Annotated in this window: 19 protein-coding genes, 3 tRNA genes and 2 riboswitches; of the genes, 8 read left to right on the top strand and 14 right to left on the bottom strand. The window is 63.4% G+C overall.

The features are described 5' to 3' along the window. Window positions 1-2: 2 nt before the first annotated feature. The 3 genes from NOM55_RS08965 to NOM55_RS08955 all read right to left on the bottom strand — a co-directional run bounded on the left by NOM55_RS08965 (window position 3) and on the right by NOM55_RS08955 (window position 273). Window positions 3-78: transfer RNA gene (locus NOM55_RS08965), tRNA-His, on the bottom strand. 23 nt (window positions 79-101) lie between these two features. Next, window positions 102-178 (bottom strand) — tRNA-Arg (locus NOM55_RS08960). An 18-nt stretch (window positions 179-196) separates the two neighbouring features. Then, a tRNA-Pro gene (locus NOM55_RS08955) sits at window positions 197-273 on the bottom strand. A gap of 231 nt (window positions 274-504) precedes the next feature. Here NOM55_RS08955 and folD point away from each other — a divergent pair. From folD to NOM55_RS08940, 3 genes are all read left to right on the top strand, one after another. Next, window positions 505-1356 (top strand): bifunctional methylenetetrahydrofolate dehydrogenase/methenyltetrahydrofolate cyclohydrolase FolD, encoded by an 852-nt coding sequence (folD, locus tag NOM55_RS08950; protein ID WP_120811915.1) that lies wholly within the window; start codon window positions 505-507, stop codon window positions 1354-1356. Between the two features lie 85 nt (window positions 1357-1441). Beyond that, window positions 1442-2302, top strand: coding sequence for a formyltetrahydrofolate deformylase (gene purU, locus NOM55_RS08945; protein WP_255908307.1), 861 nt, complete (start codon window positions 1442-1444; stop codon window positions 2300-2302). A gap of 3 nt (window positions 2303-2305) precedes the next feature. Beyond that, a complete protein-coding gene (locus NOM55_RS08940; protein WP_255908306.1) occupies window positions 2306-2911 on the top strand; it encodes a hypothetical protein in 606 nt (201 codons plus the stop codon). Window positions 2912-3003: 92 nt separating this feature from the next. On the opposite strand, the gene NOM55_RS08935 is transcribed toward NOM55_RS08940, so the two are convergent. From NOM55_RS08935 to NOM55_RS08925, 3 genes are read right to left on the bottom strand one after another with little or no spacing between them, the layout of a single operon-like run. Further along, window positions 3004-3345, bottom strand: a complete 342-nt coding sequence (locus NOM55_RS08935; RefSeq protein WP_255908305.1) for a thioredoxin family protein — start codon at window positions 3343-3345, stop codon at window positions 3004-3006. Next, window positions 3345-3821 (bottom strand): NUDIX domain-containing protein, encoded by a 477-nt coding sequence (locus tag NOM55_RS08930; protein WP_047967183.1) that lies wholly within the window; start codon window positions 3819-3821, stop codon window positions 3345-3347. The genes NOM55_RS08935 and NOM55_RS08930 overlap by 1 nt, the downstream gene beginning before the upstream one ends. A gap of 39 nt (window positions 3822-3860) precedes the next feature. After that, window positions 3861-4115 (bottom strand): hypothetical protein, encoded by a 255-nt coding sequence (locus NOM55_RS08925; protein ID WP_255908304.1) that lies wholly within the window; start codon window positions 4113-4115, stop codon window positions 3861-3863. Here NOM55_RS08925 and NOM55_RS08920 point away from each other — a divergent pair. Continuing rightward, the gene (locus NOM55_RS08920) at window positions 4114-5361 is read left to right on the top strand and encodes a TIGR03862 family flavoprotein (RefSeq protein ID WP_255908303.1); all 1248 of its coding nucleotides are present in this window, start codon (window positions 4114-4116) and stop codon (window positions 5359-5361) included. The genes NOM55_RS08925 and NOM55_RS08920 overlap by 2 nt on opposite strands. Before the next feature lie 244 nt (window positions 5362-5605). Here NOM55_RS08920 and NOM55_RS08915 read toward each other — a convergent pair whose 3' ends face one another. The 3 genes from NOM55_RS08915 to NOM55_RS08905 all read right to left on the bottom strand — a co-directional run bounded on the left by NOM55_RS08915 (window position 5606) and on the right by NOM55_RS08905 (window position 9387). Next, entirely contained in the window at window positions 5606-6880 is a 1275-nt protein-coding gene (locus NOM55_RS08915; protein ID WP_255908302.1) for an O-acetylhomoserine aminocarboxypropyltransferase/cysteine synthase family protein, read from the bottom strand. A 133-nt stretch (window positions 6881-7013) separates the two neighbouring features. Then, window positions 7014-8318 (bottom strand): hemolysin family protein, encoded by a 1305-nt coding sequence (locus NOM55_RS08910; RefSeq protein ID WP_255908300.1) that lies wholly within the window; start codon window positions 8316-8318, stop codon window positions 7014-7016. Window positions 8319-8451: 133 nt separating this feature from the next. Continuing rightward, the gene (locus NOM55_RS08905) at window positions 8452-9387 is read right to left on the bottom strand and encodes a DUF808 domain-containing protein (protein ID WP_255908299.1); all 936 of its coding nucleotides are present in this window, start codon (window positions 9385-9387) and stop codon (window positions 8452-8454) included. 178 nt (window positions 9388-9565) lie between these two features. Here NOM55_RS08905 and NOM55_RS08900 point away from each other — a divergent pair, with 178 nt between their 5' ends. Further along, the gene (locus tag NOM55_RS08900; protein ID WP_120811649.1) at window positions 9566-9808 is read left to right on the top strand and encodes a hypothetical protein; all 243 of its coding nucleotides are present in this window, start codon (window positions 9566-9568) and stop codon (window positions 9806-9808) included. Between the two features lie 120 nt (window positions 9809-9928). On the opposite strand, the gene gcvP is transcribed toward NOM55_RS08900, so the two are convergent. The 3 genes from gcvP to gcvT form a co-directional block, all read right to left on the bottom strand. Then, a complete protein-coding gene (gene gcvP, locus NOM55_RS08895; RefSeq protein ID WP_255908297.1) occupies window positions 9929-12784 on the bottom strand; it encodes an aminomethyl-transferring glycine dehydrogenase in 2856 nt (951 codons plus the stop codon). Between the two features lie 144 nt (window positions 12785-12928). Beyond that, a complete protein-coding gene (gcvH, locus tag NOM55_RS08890; RefSeq protein WP_047967190.1) occupies window positions 12929-13315 on the bottom strand; it encodes a glycine cleavage system protein GcvH in 387 nt (128 codons plus the stop codon). Window positions 13316-13391: 76 nt separating this feature from the next. After that, window positions 13392-14477: a glycine cleavage system aminomethyltransferase GcvT gene (gene gcvT, locus NOM55_RS08885; RefSeq protein WP_255908295.1), complete on the bottom strand. Its 1086-nt coding sequence runs from the start codon at window positions 14475-14477 to the stop codon at window positions 13392-13394. A 32-nt stretch (window positions 14478-14509) separates the two neighbouring features. Further along, a riboswitch (glycine riboswitch) is annotated at window positions 14510-14604 on the bottom strand. Between the two features lie 11 nt (window positions 14605-14615). Beyond that, window positions 14616-14717: riboswitch (glycine riboswitch) on the bottom strand. Window positions 14718-15032: 315 nt separating this feature from the next. On the opposite strand from gcvT, the gene NOM55_RS08880 reads away from it, so the two are divergent. After that, window positions 15033-17369, top strand: coding sequence for a hypothetical protein (locus NOM55_RS08880; protein WP_255908293.1), 2337 nt, complete (start codon window positions 15033-15035; stop codon window positions 17367-17369). Between the two features lie 206 nt (window positions 17370-17575). Here the strand turns inward: NOM55_RS08880 and NOM55_RS08875 are convergent, their stop codons facing one another. Together NOM55_RS08875 and gluQRS are read right to left on the bottom strand one after the other, a co-directional pair. Beyond that, window positions 17576-18910, bottom strand: a complete 1335-nt coding sequence (locus tag NOM55_RS08875) for an amino acid permease (RefSeq protein ID WP_255908292.1) — start codon at window positions 18908-18910, stop codon at window positions 17576-17578. 249 nt (window positions 18911-19159) lie between these two features. Then, the gene (gluQRS, locus tag NOM55_RS08870) at window positions 19160-20068 is read right to left on the bottom strand and encodes a tRNA glutamyl-Q(34) synthetase GluQRS (RefSeq protein WP_255908291.1); all 909 of its coding nucleotides are present in this window, start codon (window positions 20066-20068) and stop codon (window positions 19160-19162) included. 95 nt (window positions 20069-20163) lie between these two features. Here gluQRS and fdxA point away from each other — a divergent pair, with 95 nt between their 5' ends. Both fdxA and miaA read left to right on the top strand, forming a co-directional pair. Beyond that, the gene (gene fdxA, locus NOM55_RS08865; protein ID WP_255908290.1) at window positions 20164-20487 is read left to right on the top strand and encodes a ferredoxin FdxA; all 324 of its coding nucleotides are present in this window, start codon (window positions 20164-20166) and stop codon (window positions 20485-20487) included. Window positions 20488-20585: 98 nt separating this feature from the next. After that, the gene (gene miaA, locus NOM55_RS08860) at window positions 20586-21542 is read left to right on the top strand and encodes a tRNA (adenosine(37)-N6)-dimethylallyltransferase MiaA (protein ID WP_255908289.1); all 957 of its coding nucleotides are present in this window, start codon (window positions 20586-20588) and stop codon (window positions 21540-21542) included. Window positions 21543-21655: the final 113 nt, after the last annotated feature.

The raw sequence follows: 21655 nt of genomic DNA, 5'->3' as shown, positions 1-21655 counted from the left end.
GGTGGGGTGGATGATGGGGCTCGAACCCACGACAACAGGAATCACAATCCTGGACTCTACCAACTGAGCTACATCCACCACAGATAAAACTAAAACATGCTTGGCGCACCCGACAGGGTTCGAACCTGTAACCCCCAACTTAGAAGGTTGGTGCTCTATCCAATTGAGCTACGGGCACGTTATGCCGGGTTGTCTGTGGTCGGGGCGGTGGGATTCGAACTCACGACCCTCTGCTCCCAAAGCAGATGCGCTACCAGGCTGCGCTACGCCCCGACGACAGGAGGCGAACTATACGTGACGGAAATCCGCCTGTCAACACCCGCGGTGCAATAAAATCGAAATGGATGCTCCGCGCCCGCCAACGCCGCCGTGCGGCTGTCGCGGTCACAAATGCCGCACCGCACAAAAAAAGCGCCGCCAACGCGCTAAAAGATTGAGCACCACCCCGGAAAAATGAGAAAATCCGTCTTTCGTTTACATCAAACCTTAATGGTGGATAGCAGCATGGCGGCACAACTTATCGACGGCAAAGCCGTCGCCGAAACCCTGATCAACCGTGTGCGCGAAGGCGTGGACGCCCGCGTGGCCGCAGGCAAGCGCGCTCCGGCGCTGGCCGTGATTCTGGTGGGCGACGATCCGGCCTCCGGCATCTACGTCAAGAACAAGAAACGTTCCTGCGAAAAGGCCGGCGTGCGCTCGGTAGCCTATGACCTGCCCGGCAGCACTTCTCAAGAAGAACTGCTGTCCATCATCGACACCCTCAATGCCGACGACGGCATCGACGGCATCCTGGTGCAGCTGCCACTGCCCAAGCAGATCGACCCGCAGCTGGTGATCGAGCGCATCAACCCGAAAAAGGATGTCGACGGTTTCCACCCGTACAACGTTGGCCGCCTGGCCACCAAGATGCCGCTGCTGCGCCCGTGCACCCCGCGCGGCGTGATGACGCTGCTGGAAGAGTACGGCATCGACCCGAAGGGCAAGAACGTGGTGATCGTCGGCGCCTCCAACATCGTCGGCCGCCCGCAGGCACTGGAAATGCTGCTGGCGCGCGCCACGGTCACCGTGTGCCATAGCGCCACCGCCGATCTGGCCGCCGAGGTTGGCCGCGCCGATATCGTGGTCGCCGGTGTCGGCATCCCGAAATTCGTGAAGGGTGAATGGCTGAAGCCGGGCGCGGTGGTGATCGACGTCGGCATCAACCGCCTAGACGACGGCAGCATCTGCGGCGACGTCGATTTCGCCGTGGCACGCGAAGTGGCCAGCTTCATCACCCCGGTACCGGGCGGTGTCGGCCCGATGACCGTGGCCACGCTATTGCAAAACACGCTGGATGCGGCCAACCTCAACGCCTGATCGCAGACCGCATCCGCTTCGACGCCACAGTCTGCCTGCCGACTGTGGCGTTTGTTTTCCGAAAACCAATAACAAAGAGCACACCATGAGCAACAAGCACTCGGCCACCCTGCTGGTCAGCTGCCCCGACAGCCAGGGGCTGGTGGCGGCCATCGCCAATTTCCTGCTGACCTACAACGCCAACATCCTGCACGCCGACCAGCACCAGGACGCGGTGGAGAACCTGTTCCTGATGCGGATCCAGTGGGACCTGCACGGCTTCAGCCTGCCGATGGAAAGCTTCGCCGCCGCCTTCGCCCCGATCGCGGAAAAGCACAACATGAGCTGGGAAGTGTCGCTATCGTCGCGCAAGCCGCGGATGGCGATTTTTGTGTCGAAGTACGAGCACTGCCTGGTCGACCTGCTGCACCGCTGGCGCATCGGCGAGCTGGACTGCGACATTCCGCTGATCGTGTCCAACCACGAGGACTGCCGCGGCCTGGCCGAATTCCACGGCATCCCCTACCACGTGATCAGCGTGAACAAGGACAACAAGGAACAGGCCGAAGCCGAGCAGTGGGCGCTGCTGGAAGCCGCCGAGGTAGACCTGATCGTGCTCGCGCGCTACATGCAGGTGCTGTCGCACAAGTTCGTCGAGCGCTACCCGCACCGCGTGATCAACATCCACCACAGCTTCCTGCCGGCGTTTGACGGCGCCAAGCCCTACCACCGCGCCTTTGCCCGCGGCGTGAAGCTGATCGGCGCCACCAGCCACTACGTGACCGAGATCCTGGACGACGGCCCGATCATCGAGCAGGAAGTGATGCGCATCTCGCACCGCGACGACGTCGACGACCTGATCCAGAAAGGCCGCGACCTGGAGCGTGTGGTGCTGTCGCGCGCGGTGCGCTGGCACCTGGAGAACCGCATCCTGGCCTACAACAACAAAACCGTCATTTTTGACTGAGCCATGAACCTGCCCCTCATCAACGACGCGCTGGCCATGCTGCGCCTGCAGTTCCAGCCGCTGGCGCACTACCAGTACCCGACCCGACACCTGGCGATGGCCCTGCTGCTGCTGGGGGTGGTCGCCGCCGCCAGCGCGCCGGCCGGCATGGGCGAGCCGCTGAATGTGATCCTGTTCTTCACCGTTTACGTCACGCTGGAAACCCTGCTCTACGGCCGTTTCATGCAATGGTGGCTGCGCCGCGCCAGTGTCGCCGACGTGCCGTCGCTGACCGGCACCATCGTCGCCGCCAGCGCCATCCAGCTGCTGGACCCGCTCAGCAGCTGGCTGCCGGACGACGTCGCCAGCGTGGCCAGCATGACCATCGGCATGATCGGGCTGTGGCTGCTGGTGTCGGCGCTGTCCTTCGGCAGCGGTCTCACCAAGCTGCGCATCCTGCTGGGCACCCTGCTGTTCGCGCCGGTGGCGCTGTTCCTGTCTTTCGTGCTGATGAATGGTGCCACCGGCCTTGGCCTGGTGACGATGCCGGAAGAACTGCAGCGCGCGCTGCAGCAGGCGGAACAACAGGCCGACGCCAAGCCGGCCACCGACAGTGAGCAAGCGCAGTAAGCGCCACCAACAAGACCCCTGATCCTGCGTTGCGCCGCCGTGGCTCAGATACTCTGCGAGGTGTTGTTAGCGACGCTAAACGCCAGCCTGGCTCACGGCTCTTCCTCGGCCGGAGCCAGCAGCGCGGCCGCCAGTGCCGCGCGCACCGGGGCCGCCTGGAACGGCGCGGTAAAGCGGCAGTGAAATTCACCGTGCCGGTACAGCGCGAAAGCCGGCAGCTGGAACAGCTCGAAACGGTTGGCCAGCGCCTGCGCGCGGGCAACATCGACATAAAACAGCCGCGCCTCGCCATTGCCCAGCCACTGCGGCAGCCATTCGTACCAGCCGCGGCAGGCGCCGCAAGCGGGCTGGCCGAACATCACCAGTGCCGTGCCGGCCGTATCCGCCAGCACATGATCGAAACCGAATTCGTCCAGCGCCTGCCAGCCCGTCATCACTCCACCTTGGCGATATAGCGCGCCAGCTTGAGCATGGCACGCACCGCCTCGCTCTTGGCGCCCTCCTCGCCGCGCAGCTTGGCATAGCGGCGCAGGATGGCACGCGATTCGATGTGGATGTCCATGTCGGCATCCGGCGACGTCACCAGCGTCAGCCGGCTGCCGCCCTCCTGCAGCCGCGGCAGACCCTGCGCGATCACCAGGTACACCTTGTGCGCGTTGTGCTGGGTGATGTGGTCGAACAAATAGAGCATGGAATTGATGCGCAAGCCGGTCTGGTCGCGGATCTGGCGGATCAGCGCCTGCGAGCGCAGCTCGCCGCGCTGCGACACGCCGCCGGGCAGGCAAAAACGGCTGTTGGCCGAGGCCGTCATCAGCACGCCATCGGGCAACTCGATGATGGCGGTGGCGCGGCGTGGCAAGGTGGGGCACAAGCGGGTGTCACGTGGATTCCGTTCCGAAACAATCTGCATATTTTTAAAATTCAATTCTCGAAAAATTCAACAAAACAATTAAAAATCAATACTTTCGCCGGCGTGGCGAGCAATCGGCAATTTTAAACAGCCACTTGGAATATCTGCAAACGCCGTATGCATGAAATGACAAAATAAAAAAAGCCCGCGCCGGACCGCCACAGGGCAAACCGCACGCCAGAGCGCCACAGGCTGGCTGCCCGCGGCCGCTGAAATGCGGCTGCTGCGGCGGCCGCCATTTCGGTACAATGCCGCTCTCCCGTTGCGGCCAACCTTTGCAGACGTTCCGACCATGCCTGATTCCTCCCCTTCCCGCCCGCGCGTTGCCATCATCGGCGGCGGCCCGGCCGGCCTGATCGCCGCCGAAACCCTGCTCGCGCACGGCGCCGACGTCGAACTGTTCGACGCCATGCCTTCGGTTGGGCGCAAGTTCCTGCTCGCCGGCGTCGGCGGCATGAACATCACCCACAGCGAACCGCGGGCGCCGTTCCTGGCGCGCTACGGCCAGCGCGAAGCAGAGCTGACCCCGATCATCGATGCCTTTGACGCCACCGCGCTGCGCGACTGGGTGCACGGCCTCGGCATCGCCACCTTCGTCGGCAGCTCCGGCAAGGTGTTCCCCACCGGGATGAAGGCGGCGCCGCTGCTACGCGCGTGGCTGACGCGGCTGCGCGACGCCGGGCTGCACATCCACGTGCGCCACCGCTGGCGGGGCTGGGATGCCGACGGCGGGCTGCGCTTTGCCACCCCGGACGGCGACTGCGTCCGCCACGCCGACGCGGTGCTGCTGGCGCTGGGCGGCGGCAGCTGGGCGAAACTGGGATCGGACGGCAAATGGCTGCCGCTGCTGCAAGACAGGGGCGTGGCGGTGGCGCCACTACAGCCGTCCAACTGCGGCTTCGACGCGCAGTGGAGCCCGCACTTTGCCGACAAGTTTGCCGGCAGCGCGCTGAAGAACGTCGCCATCACCTTCCGCGACGCCTGCGGCCAACCTTTGACCCGCCGCGGCGAGTGCGTGGTGTCCGCCCACGGTATCGAGGGCAATCTGGTGTACGCGTTCAGCGCCGCCATCCGCGACGAGATCAACGCCCACGGCAGCGCCACCATCCTGCTCGACCTGGCACCGGACCGCGATCCGGCGCGGCTGCTGGCCGAACTGCAACGCGGCCGCGGCGCGGCGTCGCTGGCCAACCACCTGCGCAAGCAGTGCGGCATCGACGGCGTGCGCGCCGGCCTGCTGCGCGAGTTGCTGGACAAGGACAGCTTCACCGACATGGCGCGCCTCGCCGCCGCGATCAAGGCGCTGCCGCTGACGCTGCACGCGGCACGGCCGCTGGACGAGGCGATCAGCAGCGCCGGTGGCGTGCGCTTCGACGCCGTCGACACGCAACTGATGCTGCGTGCGCTGCCGGGCGTGTTTGTCGCCGGCGAGATGCTGGACTGGGAGGCGCCGACCGGCGGCTACCTGCTCACCGCCTGCTTCGCCAGCGGCCGCGCCGCCGCACAGGGCGTGCTCGAGTGGCTGGCGACGCCGCGCTGAGCGCGCATCGCAGCAAGCACTGACGCACCTCACAAAACACTGCGGCCAACCTTGTCACCAAGGTTGGCCGCAGTGTCGTTCAGCCCGTGCCAGAGCGTGTTCATGATCGCGCGCGCTCACGCGAGACAAGGCGAAAACGGCTGAGGAAGCGGCGTTTATCCCGATACAAACCAGCATGCCGGAACCGTTTTCAATGCCCCCCTTGAGATCAAGTCGCAGCAGGTCGCGAACAGGTTCTAAGTGCTCAGGCGGCAGCCTGCAGCGCCTGGCGGATGTCGGCGAGAATATCGTCGACGTGCTCGATGCCGATCGACAGCCGGATCATCTCCGGGCGCACGCCGGCCTTGAGCTGCTCCTCCGGCGACAGCTGGCGGTGGGTGGTGGACGCCGGGTGGCAGGCCAGCGACTTGGCGTCGCCGATATTGACCAGGCGCGTCACCAGCTGCAGTGCGTCGATGAAACGACCGCCGGCGGCCACACCACCCTTGATGCCGAAGGACAGGATGCCGGAGGCGCGGCCGCCCATGTACTTGTCCACCAGCGGTTTTTGCGGATGCTCGGCGCGGCCGGCGTACTCCACCCACGCCACCGCCGGGTGCGCGGCCAGCGCGTTGGCCACCGCCAGCGTGTTGTCGCAGATGCGGTCCATGCGCAGCGCCAGCGTCTCGATACCGAGCAGGATCTGGTGCGCGTTGAACGGCGAGATGGCGGCGCCCATATTGCGCAGCGGCACCACGCGGGCACGGGCGATGTAGGCGGCGGCACCGAGCACCTCGACGTAGTTGACGCCGTGGTAGCTGACGTCCGGCGTGTTCAGGCGCACGAAGCGCTCTGCGTGCTCGCCCCACGGGAACTTGCCGCTGTCCACGATGATGCCGCCGATGCTGCCGCCGTGGCCACCGAGGTATTTGGTCAGGCTGTGCACCACGATGTCGGCGCCGTGCTCGAACGGGCGGCACAGGTAGGGCGACGGCACGGTGTTGTCGACGATCAGCGGCAGGCCGTGGCGGTGCGCCTCGGCGGCAAAGGCGCCGAAATCGACCACGTTGCCCAGCGGGTTGCCGATCGACTCGCAGAACACCGCCTTGGTGCGCGCGTCAACGTTGGCCGCAATGTCCTGCGGCCGCGCCGGGTCGATGAAGCGCACGGTGATGCCCAGCTGCGGAAAGGTGTGCGCGAACAGGTTATAGGTGCCGCCGTACAGGGTGCTGGTGGCGATGATGTTGTCGCCGGCTTCGGCAATGGTCTGGATCGCGTAGCTGATCGCCGCCATGCCGGAGGCCACCGCCAGCGCGCCGATGCCGCCTTCCAGCGCCGCCACGCGCTTTTCCAGCACGTCGGTGGTCGGGTTCATGATGCGGGTGTAGATATTGCCCTGCACCTTGAGATCGAACAGGTCGGCACCGTGCTGGGTGCTGTCGAAGGCGTAGCTGGTGGTCTGGTACAGCGGCACCGCCACCGCCTTGGTGGTCGGGTCCGGGCTGTAGCCGGCGTGTACGGCGAGGGTTTCCAGTTTCATTGCTCTCTATCCTGTGGTTATGGTTGCGAAACCGTTTAACTTTATCGTCATTTTTTGCCGCCGCAAAGCAGGATTACCGATAAGCAATGCCGCAAAACAAAACCCCGCACCAGGCGGGGTTGTTTGCTACAGCTTACGCTTCCGGCGTGACTTCCGGCGGCGGTGGCGTCACCAGCAGCTTGTCGACACGGGTGCGGTCCATGTCCACCACCTCGAAGGTGAAACCGCCCCACTCCACGCGGTCGGCGGTCGCCGGCACGCGGCCGAGCATGAAGATGACGAAGCCGGCCACGGTCTGGAAATCGCCGGTTTCCTCGCCCTCGATCATGTCCAGGTCGAAGTGTTCCTTGAAATCGTCCAGCGACATCATGCCGTCCACCAGCCAGCTGCCGTCGTCGCGCTGCACGATTTCCTCGTCGCTGTCGGAGGCCTCGGTCGGCAGGTCGCCGACAATCGCCTCCATCACGTCGTTGATGCTGACCAGGCCCTCGATCTCGCCGTATTCGTCGACCACCAGCGCGGTGTGGTTGCGGGTGCGCTTGAACTGCTCCAGCAGCTGCATCGGGCTGATCGCCTCCGGCACGTACAGCGGCGGGCGCACCAGCTCGGTCAGCGTCACCGACTTGTCGTCCAGCAGCCGGTGCAGCAGGTCCTTGGCCTGGATCATGCCCAGCACGTTCTCGAAACCGCCCTTGCACACCGGGTAGCGGGTGAACACGCTCTGCTTGATGATGCGCAGGTTGTCTTCCAGCGGGTCGTCGATGTCCAGCGCGATGATGTCCTTACGCTGGGTCATGATCGAGACCACCTTCTTCTCGTCGAGGCTGAAGATGTTTTCCACCAGCTCCTGCTCGGCGCGTTCGAAGATGCCCTCTTCCGCGCCCTGCTCCATCAGCACCTTGATTTCTTCCTCGGTGATCGACGGTTCTTTCGGCTTCTTGATGCCCAGCACGCGCAGCACCGTCTCGGTGGACAGGCTGAGGAAGCGCACCAGCGGCCGCGTCGCCCTGGCCAGCAGCAGCATCGGCGGCGCCAGCACCGTGGCCAGCACTTCCGGGTTCTGCATGCCGATGCGCTTGGGCACCAGCTCGCCGATGATCAGCGAGAAATAGGTAATCAGCAGCACGGTGATGCCCAGCGCCAGCGGGCGGGCAATGTCGGCCAGCAGCGGTACGGAGGCAAAATAGGGAATCAGGCGGTCGGCAATGGCGGCCTCGCCGAAGGCACCGGACAGAATGCCGATCAGGGTAATGCCGATCTGGATGGTGGACAGGAAGCGGGTCGGTTCATCGGCCAGCTTGAGCGCGGCAATGGCGCCGCGGTGTCCTTCTTCTGCCCACTGCTGCAGGCGTACTTTGCGCGAGGAGACGATGGCAATTTCCGCCATCGCAAAAATGCCGTTCAGGAAGAACAGCACGAAAATTATGAATATGTCCATCGGACTGTGGGGTCACCCCGGAAACAAGGAAGCCCCGATTCTACATCAGGGCGCGCCGGATTCAACTTTTTCGCGGCCGGCCGGGCGTGGCGGCGAGCGCCCTGCCCCCCGACCGGGGTGACCGTTCAGTCGTTCAGCCGCGCACCAGATGCCAGCCACGCTGCCCCGCCGTCACCAGCAACAGCGCCAGCGCCCCGGCGACGATGCCGGTCAGCGCGTCCAGCACCGTCGGTGTCAGCAGCGCCAGCGTGCGCCCCACCAGCGGCAGGTTGCCGGCGATGGCGGTGGTCTGCTCGATGGCGTGGTGCAGGAAGGACAGGCCGTGGGTGAGGATGCCGCCACCAACCATGAACATCGCGGCGGTGCCGACGATGGCCAGCGTCTTCATCAGGTAGGGCGCGGCATTGAGCATCAGCGCGCCCAGCCATTGCAGCGCGATGCTGTCCTTGCCTTTGAGATACAGGCCGCCGTCGTCGAGCTTGACGATGCCGGCCACCAGGCCGTAGACGCCGACGGTCATGATCAGCGCGATGCCGGACAGCACCGTCAGTTGCGACAGGAACGGCGCCGCCGCCACCGTGCCCAGCGTGATGGCGATGATCTCCGCCGACAGGATGAAATCGGTGCGGATCGCGCCCCTGATCTTGTCGCGCTCGAACGCCAGCATGTCGGTGGCCGGGTCGCTCAGCGCCGCCGTCAGCGCCTGGTGGTGCGCCTCGTCTTCCGCCGCGCTGTGCAGCAGCGGGTGCGCCAGTTTCTCGAAGCCCTCGAAGCAGAGGTAGGCACCGCCCAGCATCAGCAGCGGCGTGATCAGCCACGGCGCCACCACGCTGATCAGCAACGCCGCCGGCACCAGGATCAGCTTGTTGCGCAGCGAGCCCATCGCCACCGCCCACACCACCGGCAGTTCGCGCTCGGCATGCACGCCGGCCACCTGTTGCGCGTTGAGCGCCAGATCGTCGCCCAGCACGCCGGCGGTCTTTTTGGCGGCGACCTTGGTCATCACCGCCACGTCGTCGAGCACGGTGGCGATATCGTCAATCAGGGTTAACAGGCTTGCTCCTGCCATCGTCGGCTCCTGCCGCCTCGCGCAGGCGGGCGGTCGTCAGTAAGTGGGAAAATCGGCAGGCATGGTAGCAGTTTTCCGTGACCGGCCCCATCACCAATCTGCACGGCGGCGCGCCGAAACGTGGCCAGCCACGACGCCAGGCCCTACACTGGCGGCTGTCACTCAACGGAATCCGATCATGTTCTTGCGTTCCCTGCTATTGGCCAGCCTGCTGCCGGCCCTCACCGGCTGTGCCGTGATTGCCGTCGCCGATGCCGCCGTCACCGTGGTGGCCACCACCGTCAAGGTCGGCGCCACCGTGGTCGGTGCCGCGGTCGATGTCACCGCCGCCGGTGTGCGCGCCGCCACCCGCGACGACGAGCCGGCACCAGCCAAAGCGGCAAGCGATGCCGCCTGCCCGCCGGAAGGTCCCTGCCCGTAAGCCGCCCCGTCGCGTCGCGGCCATGAAAAAACCCCGCCGTCTCCGGCGGGGTTTTGCTTGCGTGGCGGCCAGGGTTGGCCGCAGGCGCGCTGACTCGTACGCTGCTTACTCGTACTCGGCTTATTCGTACTCCTCTACCGACGGGCAGCTGCACACCAGGTTGCGGTCGCCGTACACGTCGTCGATGCGGTTCACGCTAGGCCAGAACTTGTTGTCCAGCACGTAAGGCAGCGGGAAGAACGCTTCTTCGCGGCTGTAGGCACGCGTCCACTCGCCAGTGATGTCGGCCTTGCTGTGCGGCGCGTTGACCAGCGGGTTGTCGTTCAGCGGCCAGACGCCGCTCTGCACCTTGTCGATCTCCTGACGGATGGCGACCATGGCGGCGATGAAGCGGTCCAGCTCGGCCTTGGATTCCGATTCGGTCGGCTCGATCATCAGCGTGCCCGCTACCGGGAAGCTCATGGTCGGCGCGTGGAAACCGTAGTCCATCAGGCGCTTGGCGACATCTACTTCGGTGACGCCGGAGGCGGCCTTCAGCGGACGCAGGTCGATGATGCACTCGTGCGCGACACGGCCGTTGGCGCCGGTGTACAGCACCGGATAGTGTGCCGACAGGTTCTGCATCAGGTAGTTGGCGTTCAGCAGTGCCATTTCGGTGGCGTGCTTCATGCCTTCCGCACCCATCATCGCGATGTACATATAGGAGATCGGCAGGATGGAGGCGGAGCCAAACGGCGCGGCGGAGACCGCGCTCTGACCGGCCACTGCGCCCGGCACTTCCGACACCACGTGGTTGGCCATGAATGGCGCCAGGTGCGACTTCATGCCGATCGGACCCATGCCCGGGCCGCCGCCGCCGTGCGGAATGCAGAAGGTCTTGTGCAGGTTCATGTGCAGCACGTCGGCGCCGATGTCGGCCGGACGGGTCAGGCCCACCTGCGCGTTCATGTTGGCACCGTCCATGTACACCTGGCCGCCGTTGGCGTGGATCAGGGCGCAGATTTCCTTGATGCCTTCCTCGAACACGCCGTGGGTGGACGGATAGGTGATCATCAGCGCGCCAAGGTTGGCCGCATGCTGCTCGACGCGGGCCTTGAGATCGGCCATGTCCACGTTGCCGTTGTCGTCGGTTTTCACCACCACCACCTGCATGCCCAGCATCTGCGCGGTAGCCGGGTTGGTACCGTGCGCCGATTGCGGGATCAGGCACACGCTGCGGTGCGCTTCGCCACGGCTGGCGTGGTAGCGGCGGATCGCCAGCAGGCCGGCGTATTCACCCTGCGCGCCGGAGTTCGGCTGCATCGAGATCGCGTCGAAACCGGTGATCGCCAGCAGCTGCTGTTGCAGGCCTTCGATCATTTCCAGGTAGCCAACGGCCTGGTCGCGTGGTGCGAACGGGTGCATGTTGGCGAATTCCGGCCAGGTCACCGGAATCATCTCGCTGGTGGCGTTCAGCTTCATGGTGCAGCTGCCCAGCGAAATCATCGAGTGGTTCATCGCCAGATCGCGGTTTTCCAGCTTCTTCAGGTAGCGCAGCATCTCGTGCTCGCTGTGGTGCTCGTTGAACACCGGGTGCGACAGGATCGCCGATTCGCGCTTCAGCGCGGCCGGGATGGCATCGCTTGCGGCCGCGTCCAGCGCGGCGATGTCGGCGGCCTTGCCGGTGAACAGCTCGATCAGCTGCGCGAGGTCCGCCTCGGTGGCGGCTTCGTGGAAGGCCACACCCAGCACGCCGTTGCCGGCATCGCGCAGGTTGATGCCGGCGGCCAGTGCCGCGGCGTAAACGTTGGCCGCACGATCGCCCAGCTCAACCTGTACCGTGTCGTAGAAGCGGTCGAATACCAGCTTGCCGCCGGCGGTCTTCACCGCGTGGGCGAAGATCGCCGCCAGACGGTGGATGCGGGTGGCGATGCGCTTGACGCCTTCCGGACCGTGGTACACCGCGTACATGCCGGCCATATTGGCCAGCAGCACTTGCGAGGTGCAGATGTTGGAGTTGGCTTTTTCGCGGCGGATGTGCTGCTCGCGGGTCTGCAGCGCCATGCGCAGCGCGGTCTTGCCCTTGGCATCAATGGACACGCCGATGATGCGGCCGGCCGCGGAACGCTTCATGTCGTCGCGGAAGGCGAAGTAGGCAGCGTGCGGGCCGCCAAAGCCCATCGGCACGCCAAAGCGCTGGGTGTTGCCCACCGCCACGTCGGCGCCCATTTCGGCCGGCGACTTCAGTGCCACCAGCGCCATCACGTCGGCAGCCACGATGGCCACCGCGCCACGGGCTTTTGCCGCAGCAATGTACGGGGTCAGGTCCAGCAGCTCGCCGGATTCGCCCGGGTACTGGAACAGCGCGCCGAAGTAGTCGCCGTTGCCGGCTTCTTCCGGATGGCCCAGCACCAGCTCGAAGCCGAAGTATTCGGCGCGGGTCTTCAGCACGTCCAGTGTCTGCGGCAGCACGCGGCGATCGACGAAGAACTGCTCGGATTTCACTTTCGACACGCGGCGCGCCAGCGTCATCGCTTCGGCGGCGGCGGTGGCTTCGTCCAGCAGCGAGGCGTTGGCCAGCTCCAGGCCGGTGAGGTCGATCACCATCTGCTGGAAGTTGAGCAGCGCTTCCAGGCGGCCCTGGGCGATTTCGGCCTGGTACGGGGTGTAGGCGGTGTACCAGCCCGGGTTTTCCAGCACGTTGCGCAGGATCACGCCCGGCACCTGTACCGGGTAGTAACCCAGACCGATGAAGGACTTGTTGACGATGTTCTTGCTGGCGACGGTTTTCAGTGCCGCCAGTGCGTCGGCTTCACGCATCGCCGGCGGCAGGTCCAGCGCGCGGTTGAAGCGGATGCCGGCCGGCACGGTCTGTGCCACCAGGTCTTCGACGGAGCTGACGCCGATGGCGGCCAGCATGTCGGCTTTTTCGGATTCGCACGGGCCGATGTGGCGGGCGATGAATTCTTGATGATTGAAGAGTTGCGAGAGCGACATGTCTTCGATTCCGTTTGCTGAATAAGCCACGAAACACACGGAAGGACACGGGGCAGGCAGGCTGCCGGTGGGGCGTGTGTTTCCGTGTGGTCCGTGGCTAAAAAACAAAAAGCCCTACTGTCTGACGACAGCAGGGCTCGTTCATCAGGCGCCGATTTCGGCAGCGTAAGTCGCTGCGTCCAGCAGGCCGTCCAGATCAGCGGCGTTGGCCGGCTTGATCTTGAAGAACCAGCCAGCGGCGTACGGCTCGCTGTTGGCCAGCTCCGGGTTGGCTTCCAGTTCGGCGTTCACTTCCAGGATTTCACCGGCGATCGGCGCGTACACGTCGGACGCGGCCTTCACCGATTCCACCACACCGGCTTGCTCGTCGGCCGCCAGGTTGGCGCCAACGGCTGGCAGCTCGACAAATACGATGTCGCCCAGCAGCTCTTGCGCGTGCTCGGTGATGCCTACGGTCACGGAGCCGTCGGCTTCCAGGCGCAGCCATTCGTGGCTGGATACGTATTTCAGTTCGGCAGGAATGTTGCTCATGGTTTCTCTCCAGAAAAATGCGTTGTCATGGTGTGGATCGGGACTGCCTCGGCTCGCCCCGTCGTTATACACCAGCTTATTCAAAAACTTTCTTGCCGTTGCGCACGAACGGCATTTTCACCACACGCACCTCGGTCAGCGTGCCGCGCAGGTCAACCTGGGCGGTGGCGCCGGTGGCAGCCGGGACGCGGGCGATGGCGATGGAGTGTTTCAGGGTCGGCGAGAAGGTGCCGCTGGTGATGATGCCTTCGGCACCGTCGACCACGACCTTCTGGCCTTCGCGCAGCACACCGCGGCCTTCCAGCACCAGGCCGACCTGTTTCATCGGCACGCCGGCGGCTTTTTGCGCTTCCAGCGCCTTGCGGCCGATGAAGTCGCGCTCTTCCGGATTCCAGGCGATGGTCCAGCCCATGCCGGCTTCCAGCGGCGACACGGTCTCGTCCATGTCGTGGCCGTACAGGTTCATGCCGGCTTCCAGACGCAGGGTATCGCGCGCGCCCAGGCCGATCGGCGCCACGCCGGCGGCTTTCAGCTCGTTGAAGAAGGTGATGGCCTGATCGGCCGGGATCATGATTTCGAGGCCGTCTTCACCGGTGTAGCCGGTGCGGGCGTAGAACCACTCGCCGGACGGCAGACCCTGGAATACTTTCAGTGCCTGGATGGATTCGGCCAGGGCCGGCTTGACGGCGCAGACCTTCTCGATGGCTTTCGGGCCCTGCACCGCCAGCATCGCGAGGTCGCGGCGCACTTGCAGCTGCACGTCGAAGCCGGCGGACTGCTTGTCCATCCATGCCAGGTCTTTCTCGGTGGTGCCGGCGTTGATCACCATGCGGTAGCCGGTGGCGGTCAGGTACACGATCAGATCGTCGACCACGCCGCCCTGCTCGTTGAGCATGCCGGAGTACAGCGCCTTGCCTTCGAAGCCGAGCTTGGCCACGTCGTTGGCGATCAGCTTCTGCAGCCAGACCTTGGCGTCGCTGCCACTGATGTCGACCACGGTCATGTGCGACACGTCGAACATGCCGGCGTCGCTACGCACGATCTCGTGCTCTTTCAGCTGCGAGCCGTAGTGGATCGGCATTTCCCAGCCGGCGAAATCAACCATCTTCGCGCCGGAAGCGACGTGGGCATCAAATAAAGGGGTACGTTTCGGGGCCGTCATTGCAAGTCCTTGGAGTGAGATTTGTCCCTACCTCACACCCCTCTGTCCCTGCACCTGAGATTTTCCGGCATTGCGCCGTTAGCCCCTTCGGTGGGCGCTGTACGCGCCGCTCTCCAGATTCTGCGGGCCGATTACGGCCCGATTCTTGCAGTCCTTTTGCCTGAGCGATTGCGGGTGCACTTGCGCCTTCGGCGGCGGCGTCCGGTTTGGCCCGGCGCGGCTCTCTCCTGCGGAATGGGCGCATTATCGTTGCCGAAAGCCGCCTTGGCAAGCTGGTTTTGCCGGCAGATCAGCCGCTTGCCACAGACGGCGGCTGATCATCTAGAAATCCGTGCTGGGCGGGATAAAAATCGGCAGGAAAGCAGGACAACACCATCAGAAATTGACTGCATGGAGCTATCTGTAACTGCGTGTGTTTTTGAGCATGATTAAGTAATTATTGGTAACGATGAAATATTGAATTATCATTACCAACCATGCACGTCGTACAACTGATATGCATTCCCATATAGGGGTGCATTACAAGTTAGCCACCTCCAAATCAATGCAGTTTAATTGTGTGAAATCATGTCTTCTAACTACAAAGCAAATATGTCTTTTGAAGCCGAAGTGCGGCGCATTGCTGAGGCCGTATGGAACCTTCAACCAGGGCAGTGTCAGCCAATGCACTACCCAAACGACCCAGTCGTCCGCGAAATAGATGGAATCGCCAGACTGCGCGACATCACACACCTGTTGATGGTCACCACCAGTACGCGACTTGACAAAGTAAAAGACGACTGCAAGAAGCTTTTGTCAGCCGAGAGAATAGAACAGACGCAAGCTGCTGCCGTTTCCAAATGGCTTATCACCGAAAATCAACTTGATGCACAACATATAGAACATGCACGTAAACAGAACGTACAAACTCTAACCTTGGCTCAGTTTCAACGCCGATTCTTCGATGGTGCAAAATACTTATCGCTCAGAAGAAAGGCTCCCTTTGGATCTGCTAGAGATCCACTCACTGACTCTACATCTTTGCCCGACAACACTTACGTACCCTTGCCTATGCGTGTAGGTTTTGATACGTCAACAACGAAGCCAATGACAGGACGAGAGATAACGCTTGATCAAATTTGCACTCGAATACTGGCCGGCGATATTGTTGTATTGAAAGCTCCATTTGGATCAGGCAAGAGCCTCACCACACGTGAAATTTTCAAAAAACTAGCTGCAGCCCATACCAAAGACACAACAAAATCTGTGCCACTGACACTCAACCTACGAGAGCATTGGGGTGAGGACTATTGCGATGAGATGTTGGATCGGCATGCCAGATCAATTGGCTACACGCCTCGCGAAGATACTGTAGTCGCTTGGAGAGCAGGTATGTGCTCTCTATTACTCGATGGGTTCGATGAGGTTGCCGCACAATCGGTCGTTCGCACCGAAAATAAGAATTTTATGAGAGAGGCGCGCCGTCGAGCACTAACTGGAGTGCGCGACTTTACCCAAAAACTTCCCGCAGAAGTCGGAATTTTCATCTGTGGTCGTGACCAGTACTTTGACTCTGATGCAGAACTTGCTAGCGCACTTGGGCTCACAGGAAGGAAATTTATAGCGGTTGACTTGGGAGAGTTTGATGAACACAGTGCCAATGAATTCCTGCGAAGACATGGAATCAATCAATCGCTTCCCGATTGGTTACCACGCAAACCCCTCTTGATGTCTTACTTGCTTAGGCACGACCTCTTCAATCAGGTACTTTCAATTGATGGAACAAAGGGTTTTGGGAACGCTTGGGATGCTTTCCTTGAGGCCATTTGCACCCGCGAAGCATCGCTTGAAAGATCAGTGATGGAATCAACGACCGTTCGAGCAGTACTTGAACGTCTCGCGTTTTCTGTCCGAGCAAAAGCAAACGGAACAGGGCCAATTTCAGGGGTAGACCTTGCGGAGGCCTATACAGCAGAAACAGGACAATCTGCTGGCGAAGGCGTCTTGGCGCAGCTTCAACGACTTCCCGGTCTTGCACAGCGGGACGCTGAATCTGGAACACGTTCATTCGTAGATTTTGATATGTTGGCTGCACTTCAGGGTGGAGCTTTCGCAAACCATGTTTTGACGAGTTTTCGGGACGTTAAAACAGTGCCGCTGGCAGCACTGAGCGAGCAGGCTCAGGATATGGCAGCTTACATTCTGGGTAAGAACGGAGCGACCGCTGACACACTGCAAAGTGTGTGCAGTCAGCTTCTGCTCTCTTCACCGCATGAGCGCGGCACCCACCAATATGCAGCGGACTGTCTTTCCCTAGCTATACGCTTTGCTACGCAAAGTGACAGGACTGAACTCAACTTGCATGGTTTAACGATAGAAAATGCAGCCTTAGATCGGATTTCACTTGACGAAGTGACCCTTAAAAACGTTACCTTCCGAAACTGCACTGTTCGAGAAGTCCAACTAGCCGAGTCTGTCATTAAACAGGGTGTCACATTCTCATCCTGTCTTGTTAGTCGCGTTATTGGAGCCAGCAACAGGGCCGGTGTGCCAATATCAGTCATATCAGAGGACTCTGAAATTGAGACCTTTGACAATATGTCTACGAACAATGCAGTCCTCAAGCTTGGCGTCCCTCCCCAGATGAAGGCATTTCTTACTATTCTTCGAAAACTATATAAGCAAGCTGGTGGAGGGCGGAAAGTTGCTGCATTCTCGCGAGGCATCAATCACCAAGATGTACTCCACTACATTAATCCAGTTTTGGCCATCCTACAGCGACACCAATTCGTATCAGTGTTCAACTCAGTTGTTCATCCTGTTCGTCGGCAGTCAGGCCGAGTAGAGGCCATTTTAGCAGCCCCCACACTGGTGGAAGACGCCGTTGTCACCGAAGTTCGTAATCTCGAATAAGGGCTAACTATGCGTTCAAACTAATGCCACCAACCACACACCGCGGATATTTTAAAACTACCGATAGCACAGATAAGCCACAGGCACATCCCCCCAAAAAAGTATCCAACGTTGGCCGCGAACCAAACACCCGGTGAGCATAACTCACCGGGCATTTTTTACACGGGGAGCCAAGCGCGAATAACGCCTGCCCTGTCATACAAGGCCTAGCCTTTCACCAACCGCTCTCTCAACTGCCACAAATACACCGGCAGCCCGGCCAGCAGCAGCAGCACACCCCACATCACCACCTCGGCCCCGGAGCCGAAAATGGTCCACAGCGCGAACACGAAGCCGCCGCCGGAGAACGCCAGCGGCGCCAGCCAGTCGCGGGGACGGAACTGCCGGTGGCGCTGCAGCATCACCGCCAACAGCGCCATCGCGCAGAACGCGTACGGCAGCAAGGTGGTGGCGGTGGCCAGCAGAATCACGAACTCGAAGATCTGCACCCCGCTGTCGCCGCCGGCGTACTTGCACGCGAGCAGAATGGTGACCAGCAGCGTGGACAGCAGCAGGCCGACGATGGGCACGCCGGCCGCGTTCTCGCGCTTGAAGAAGGCCGGGAACAGCCGGTCGCGCGCGGCGGCGGCCGGGATGTGGCCCTGCATCAGGCACCAGCCGTTGAGCGCGCCGAAGCAGGAAATCACCGCGCCGAGGCCGACGGCGTAGTACGCCCACTCGCCCCACAGGCTGCGCGCGGCATCGGCAAACGGCGCCGCCGATGCGGCCAACGTTGCCGCCGGCATCAGCCCCTGCAAGGCGACGGTGCTGGCAATGTACAGCGCGGCGGCGAGCAGCGTGCCCAGCACCGTGGCGCGCGGGATGGTGCGCTCCGGCCGGTCTACATCACCGGCCGGCACCGACGCCGACTCCAGCCCGAGAAAGGCCCACAGCGTCAGCGCCATGGTCGCCGGGATCGCCTCAGACAGCGGCTTGTGCTGCGGGTTGAACACGACAAAATCGGGGTTGAGGTACAGCAGACCGGCGACGGTGACCCCGGCCAGCGGCAGCAGCTTGATCAGGGTGGTGACGATGGCCACGCGGCCCGAGCTTTGCGCGCCGCGGCTGTTGATCCACGTCACCAGCCAGATCAGGCCGATGGCGGTGGCGCCGGCGGCGAGGTTGCTGTCGTTCAGCTGCGGGAAGAACACCCCCAGATAGCTGACGCCGGCCACGGTCAGCGCGGCATTGCCGGCCCACAGCGCGATCCAGTAACCCCAGGCGATGAGGAAGCCAGCGAAATCGCCGAAGCCTTCGTGGATATAGGCATACGGGCCGCCGGCCTTGTGCGGCAGCAGCGTCGCCAGCCGGGCGAACACCAGCGCGAGGCAGATCGCGCCCAGCGAGGTGATCACCCAGCCGATCAGCGAGGCGCCGCCGTACTGCGCCAGCGACGCCGGCAGCAGGAACACGCCGGAGCCGATCATGTTGCCCACCACCAGCGCGGTGCACATCCAGATGCCGAGTTTGCCTTTGGCGGCGGGTTGCGGAGCGTGACTCATGCGGTCCTCCGTGCGGAAGAACGCTGACGCCAGCGGGGAAACGGGCACGGCGCGGCGGCCGTGCAAGCGATGAAATCCTGCATGATGGGTTGAGGGTCCTGAATGGGGCGGCGCGGCCGCTGTTGCTCTGTCTGCGTGCCGCCGCCGGGCAGCGGCACCCTGGCAACCTGTTCCGGTTGCTCTGCCATGACAAACGGGCCTCGAAAGAGGCCCGTCTGGCGAAAGGGTGGCGATTGTATACCAAGTTCACTATGCAATGACGATAGGTCCCGGCGGCACCCGCGCCAGCTGCCAGTTGCCGCGCGCCCACTGCCACAGCTCGGCCACGTCGCCCGCTTCTGCCGGCGGCGCATGCCCCAGTCGCGTCAGCGCCTGCCGCAGCCCGGCGGCGGCCGACCTGGCGTCGATTGCCGGCGCCAGCGTCTGCTTCGACAGCTTTTCACCGGCGGCGTTGACCATCAGCGGCAGGTGACAGTGCGTCACCGCCGGCCCGCCCAGCTTCTGCCGCAGCCACAGCTGGCGCGGCGTCGACACCAGCAGGTCGGCCCCGCGCACGATGTCGGTCATGCCCTGCGCGATGTCGTCCACCACCACCGCCAGCTGGTAGGCCCAGAAACCGTCGGCGCGTAGCAGCACGAAATCGCCGATCTCGCTCTGCAGGCGCTGGCCGTACTCGCCCTGCAGCCAGTCGTGAAACGCGGTGCGGCTGTCGTCCACCCGCAGCCGCCACGCCCGTGCGCTGCGCCCCGGTGCCACGCCGTGACGGCAGGTGCCGGGATAGACCATGCCGTCGGCGCCGTGATGGCCGGCGGCGGCGATTTCCTTGCGGGTGCACGCGCAGCCGTAGGCGTCGCCCTGCGCCACCAGCTGCGCCAGCGCCGCGCGGTACCGCTCGTGACGGTCATGCTGGTACACCAGCTCGCCGTCCCACTCGAAGCCGAACGCCTGCAGCGTGCGCAGGATGGCGTCGGCGGCACCGGCCATCTCGCGCGGCGGATCGAGGTCTTCCATGCGCAGCCACCACTCGCCGCCGTGGCGCTTGGCTTCCAGATAGCTGCCGACCGCGGTGGTCAGCGAGCCGGCGTGCAGCAGGCCGGTGGGGCTGGGCGCAAAGCGGCCGCGATAGGGCAAAACGGGAACGGGGGCAGTGACGGACATGGCAGGAGCAGCGAAAATAGAGAGATACGACTAAAATATTGACTAAACAACTCAAGCATTACCCCGGACACCCACCATCAAAGGAGCGCGCCCAGATGACGCACGTTGTAACCGAAGCCTGTATCAAATGTAAATACACCGACTGCGTCGATGTCTGTCCGGTGGACTGCTTCCACGCCGGCCCCAATTTCCTGGTGATCGACCCCGACGAGTGCATCGACTGCACGCTGTGCGTGGCGGAATGCCCGGCAGAGGCGATCTTCGCCGAGGAAGACCTGCCGGCCGACCAGCAGGACTTCATCGCCATCAACGCCGAGCTGACGCCACTGTGGCCGGTGCTGTCCGCCAAGATTGACGCGTTGCCCGACCACGCCGACTGGCTGCCGGTGAAGGACAAGCGCCACCTGCTGGAACGCTGAACGGCAGCACGCCGGTGAGTCGCAGCTGCGGCCAACGTTGGCCGCAGCCGGCCACGCCATGCGACAATGGCCGGCCATTTCCTTAGCCTGACACCACCATGTCCGATCATCCTGCCGCCATCCTGTTGATGGGCCCCACCGCCTCCGGCAAGACCGGCCTCGCGCTGGCGCTGGCCGAGCGCTTCCCGGTCGAAATCATCAGCGTCGATTCCGCGCTGGTCTACCGCGACATGGACATCGGCACCGCCAAACCGACCGCGGCGGAAATGGCGCAGTGCCCGCACCACCTGATCGATATCATCGACCCCACGGACGCCTACTCCGCGGCGCAGTTTCACGCCGACGCCAACCGCCTGATCGCCGACATCCACGCCCGCGGCAAGCTGCCGCTGCTGGTCGGCGGCACCATGCTGTATTTCAAGGCGCTGACCGACGGCCTGTCCGACCTGCCGCAGGCCGATCCGGCGCTGCGCCAGCAGCTGGAAGCCGACGCCGCCCGCCTCGGCTGGCCGGCCATGCACGCGCGTCTCGCCGCCCTCGACGCCGTCACCGCCGCCCGCCTCGCCCCCAACGACTCGCAACGCATCCAGCGCGCGCTGGAAATCTGCCTGCTCAGCGGCGACACCATGTCGGCGCTGCTGGCACGCGGCCGCGACGACGCCGCGCGCGGCAACCTGCTGCGGCTGGCACTGAATCCGGACGCGCGCAGCTGGCTGCACCAGCGCATCGCGCTACGCTTCCACATCATGCTGGAGCAGGGTTTCCTCGACGAAGTCAGCCGCATCCGCGAACGTTGGCCGCAGCTGTCGCTGGAGCTGCCGTCGATGCGCTGCGTCGGCTACCGCCAGGCGTGGGAATACCAGGACGGCCTGTACAGCCACGCCGAATTCGTCGAGCGCGGCATCGCCGCCACCCGCCAGCTGGCCAAGCGCCAGATCACCTGGCTGCGCAGCATGGCGGCGGACAACCTAAACCTGGCCGCCGACCACGACGACATCCTGAGCCCGGCCTGCCACGCCATCGAACGCTGGCAGGCGACACAGCGGCACGCCTGAGCGGCGACAGTAGTTAGAGCCGCTAACAAAACCTCGCAGAGCACCTGAGCCAAGGCGCGCCGACGCAGACAGTACAAGTCGTACGGCAAGGAGGCGCAACGCAGGATCAGGGG

Source organism: Vogesella sp. AC12 (genome assembly GCF_024437575.1).
GTDB lineage: Bacteria > Pseudomonadota > Gammaproteobacteria > Burkholderiales > Chromobacteriaceae > Vogesella > Vogesella indigofera.
Note: the sequence above shows the minus strand (reverse complement) of the source record. Positions and strands in the feature narration are given on the sequence as shown.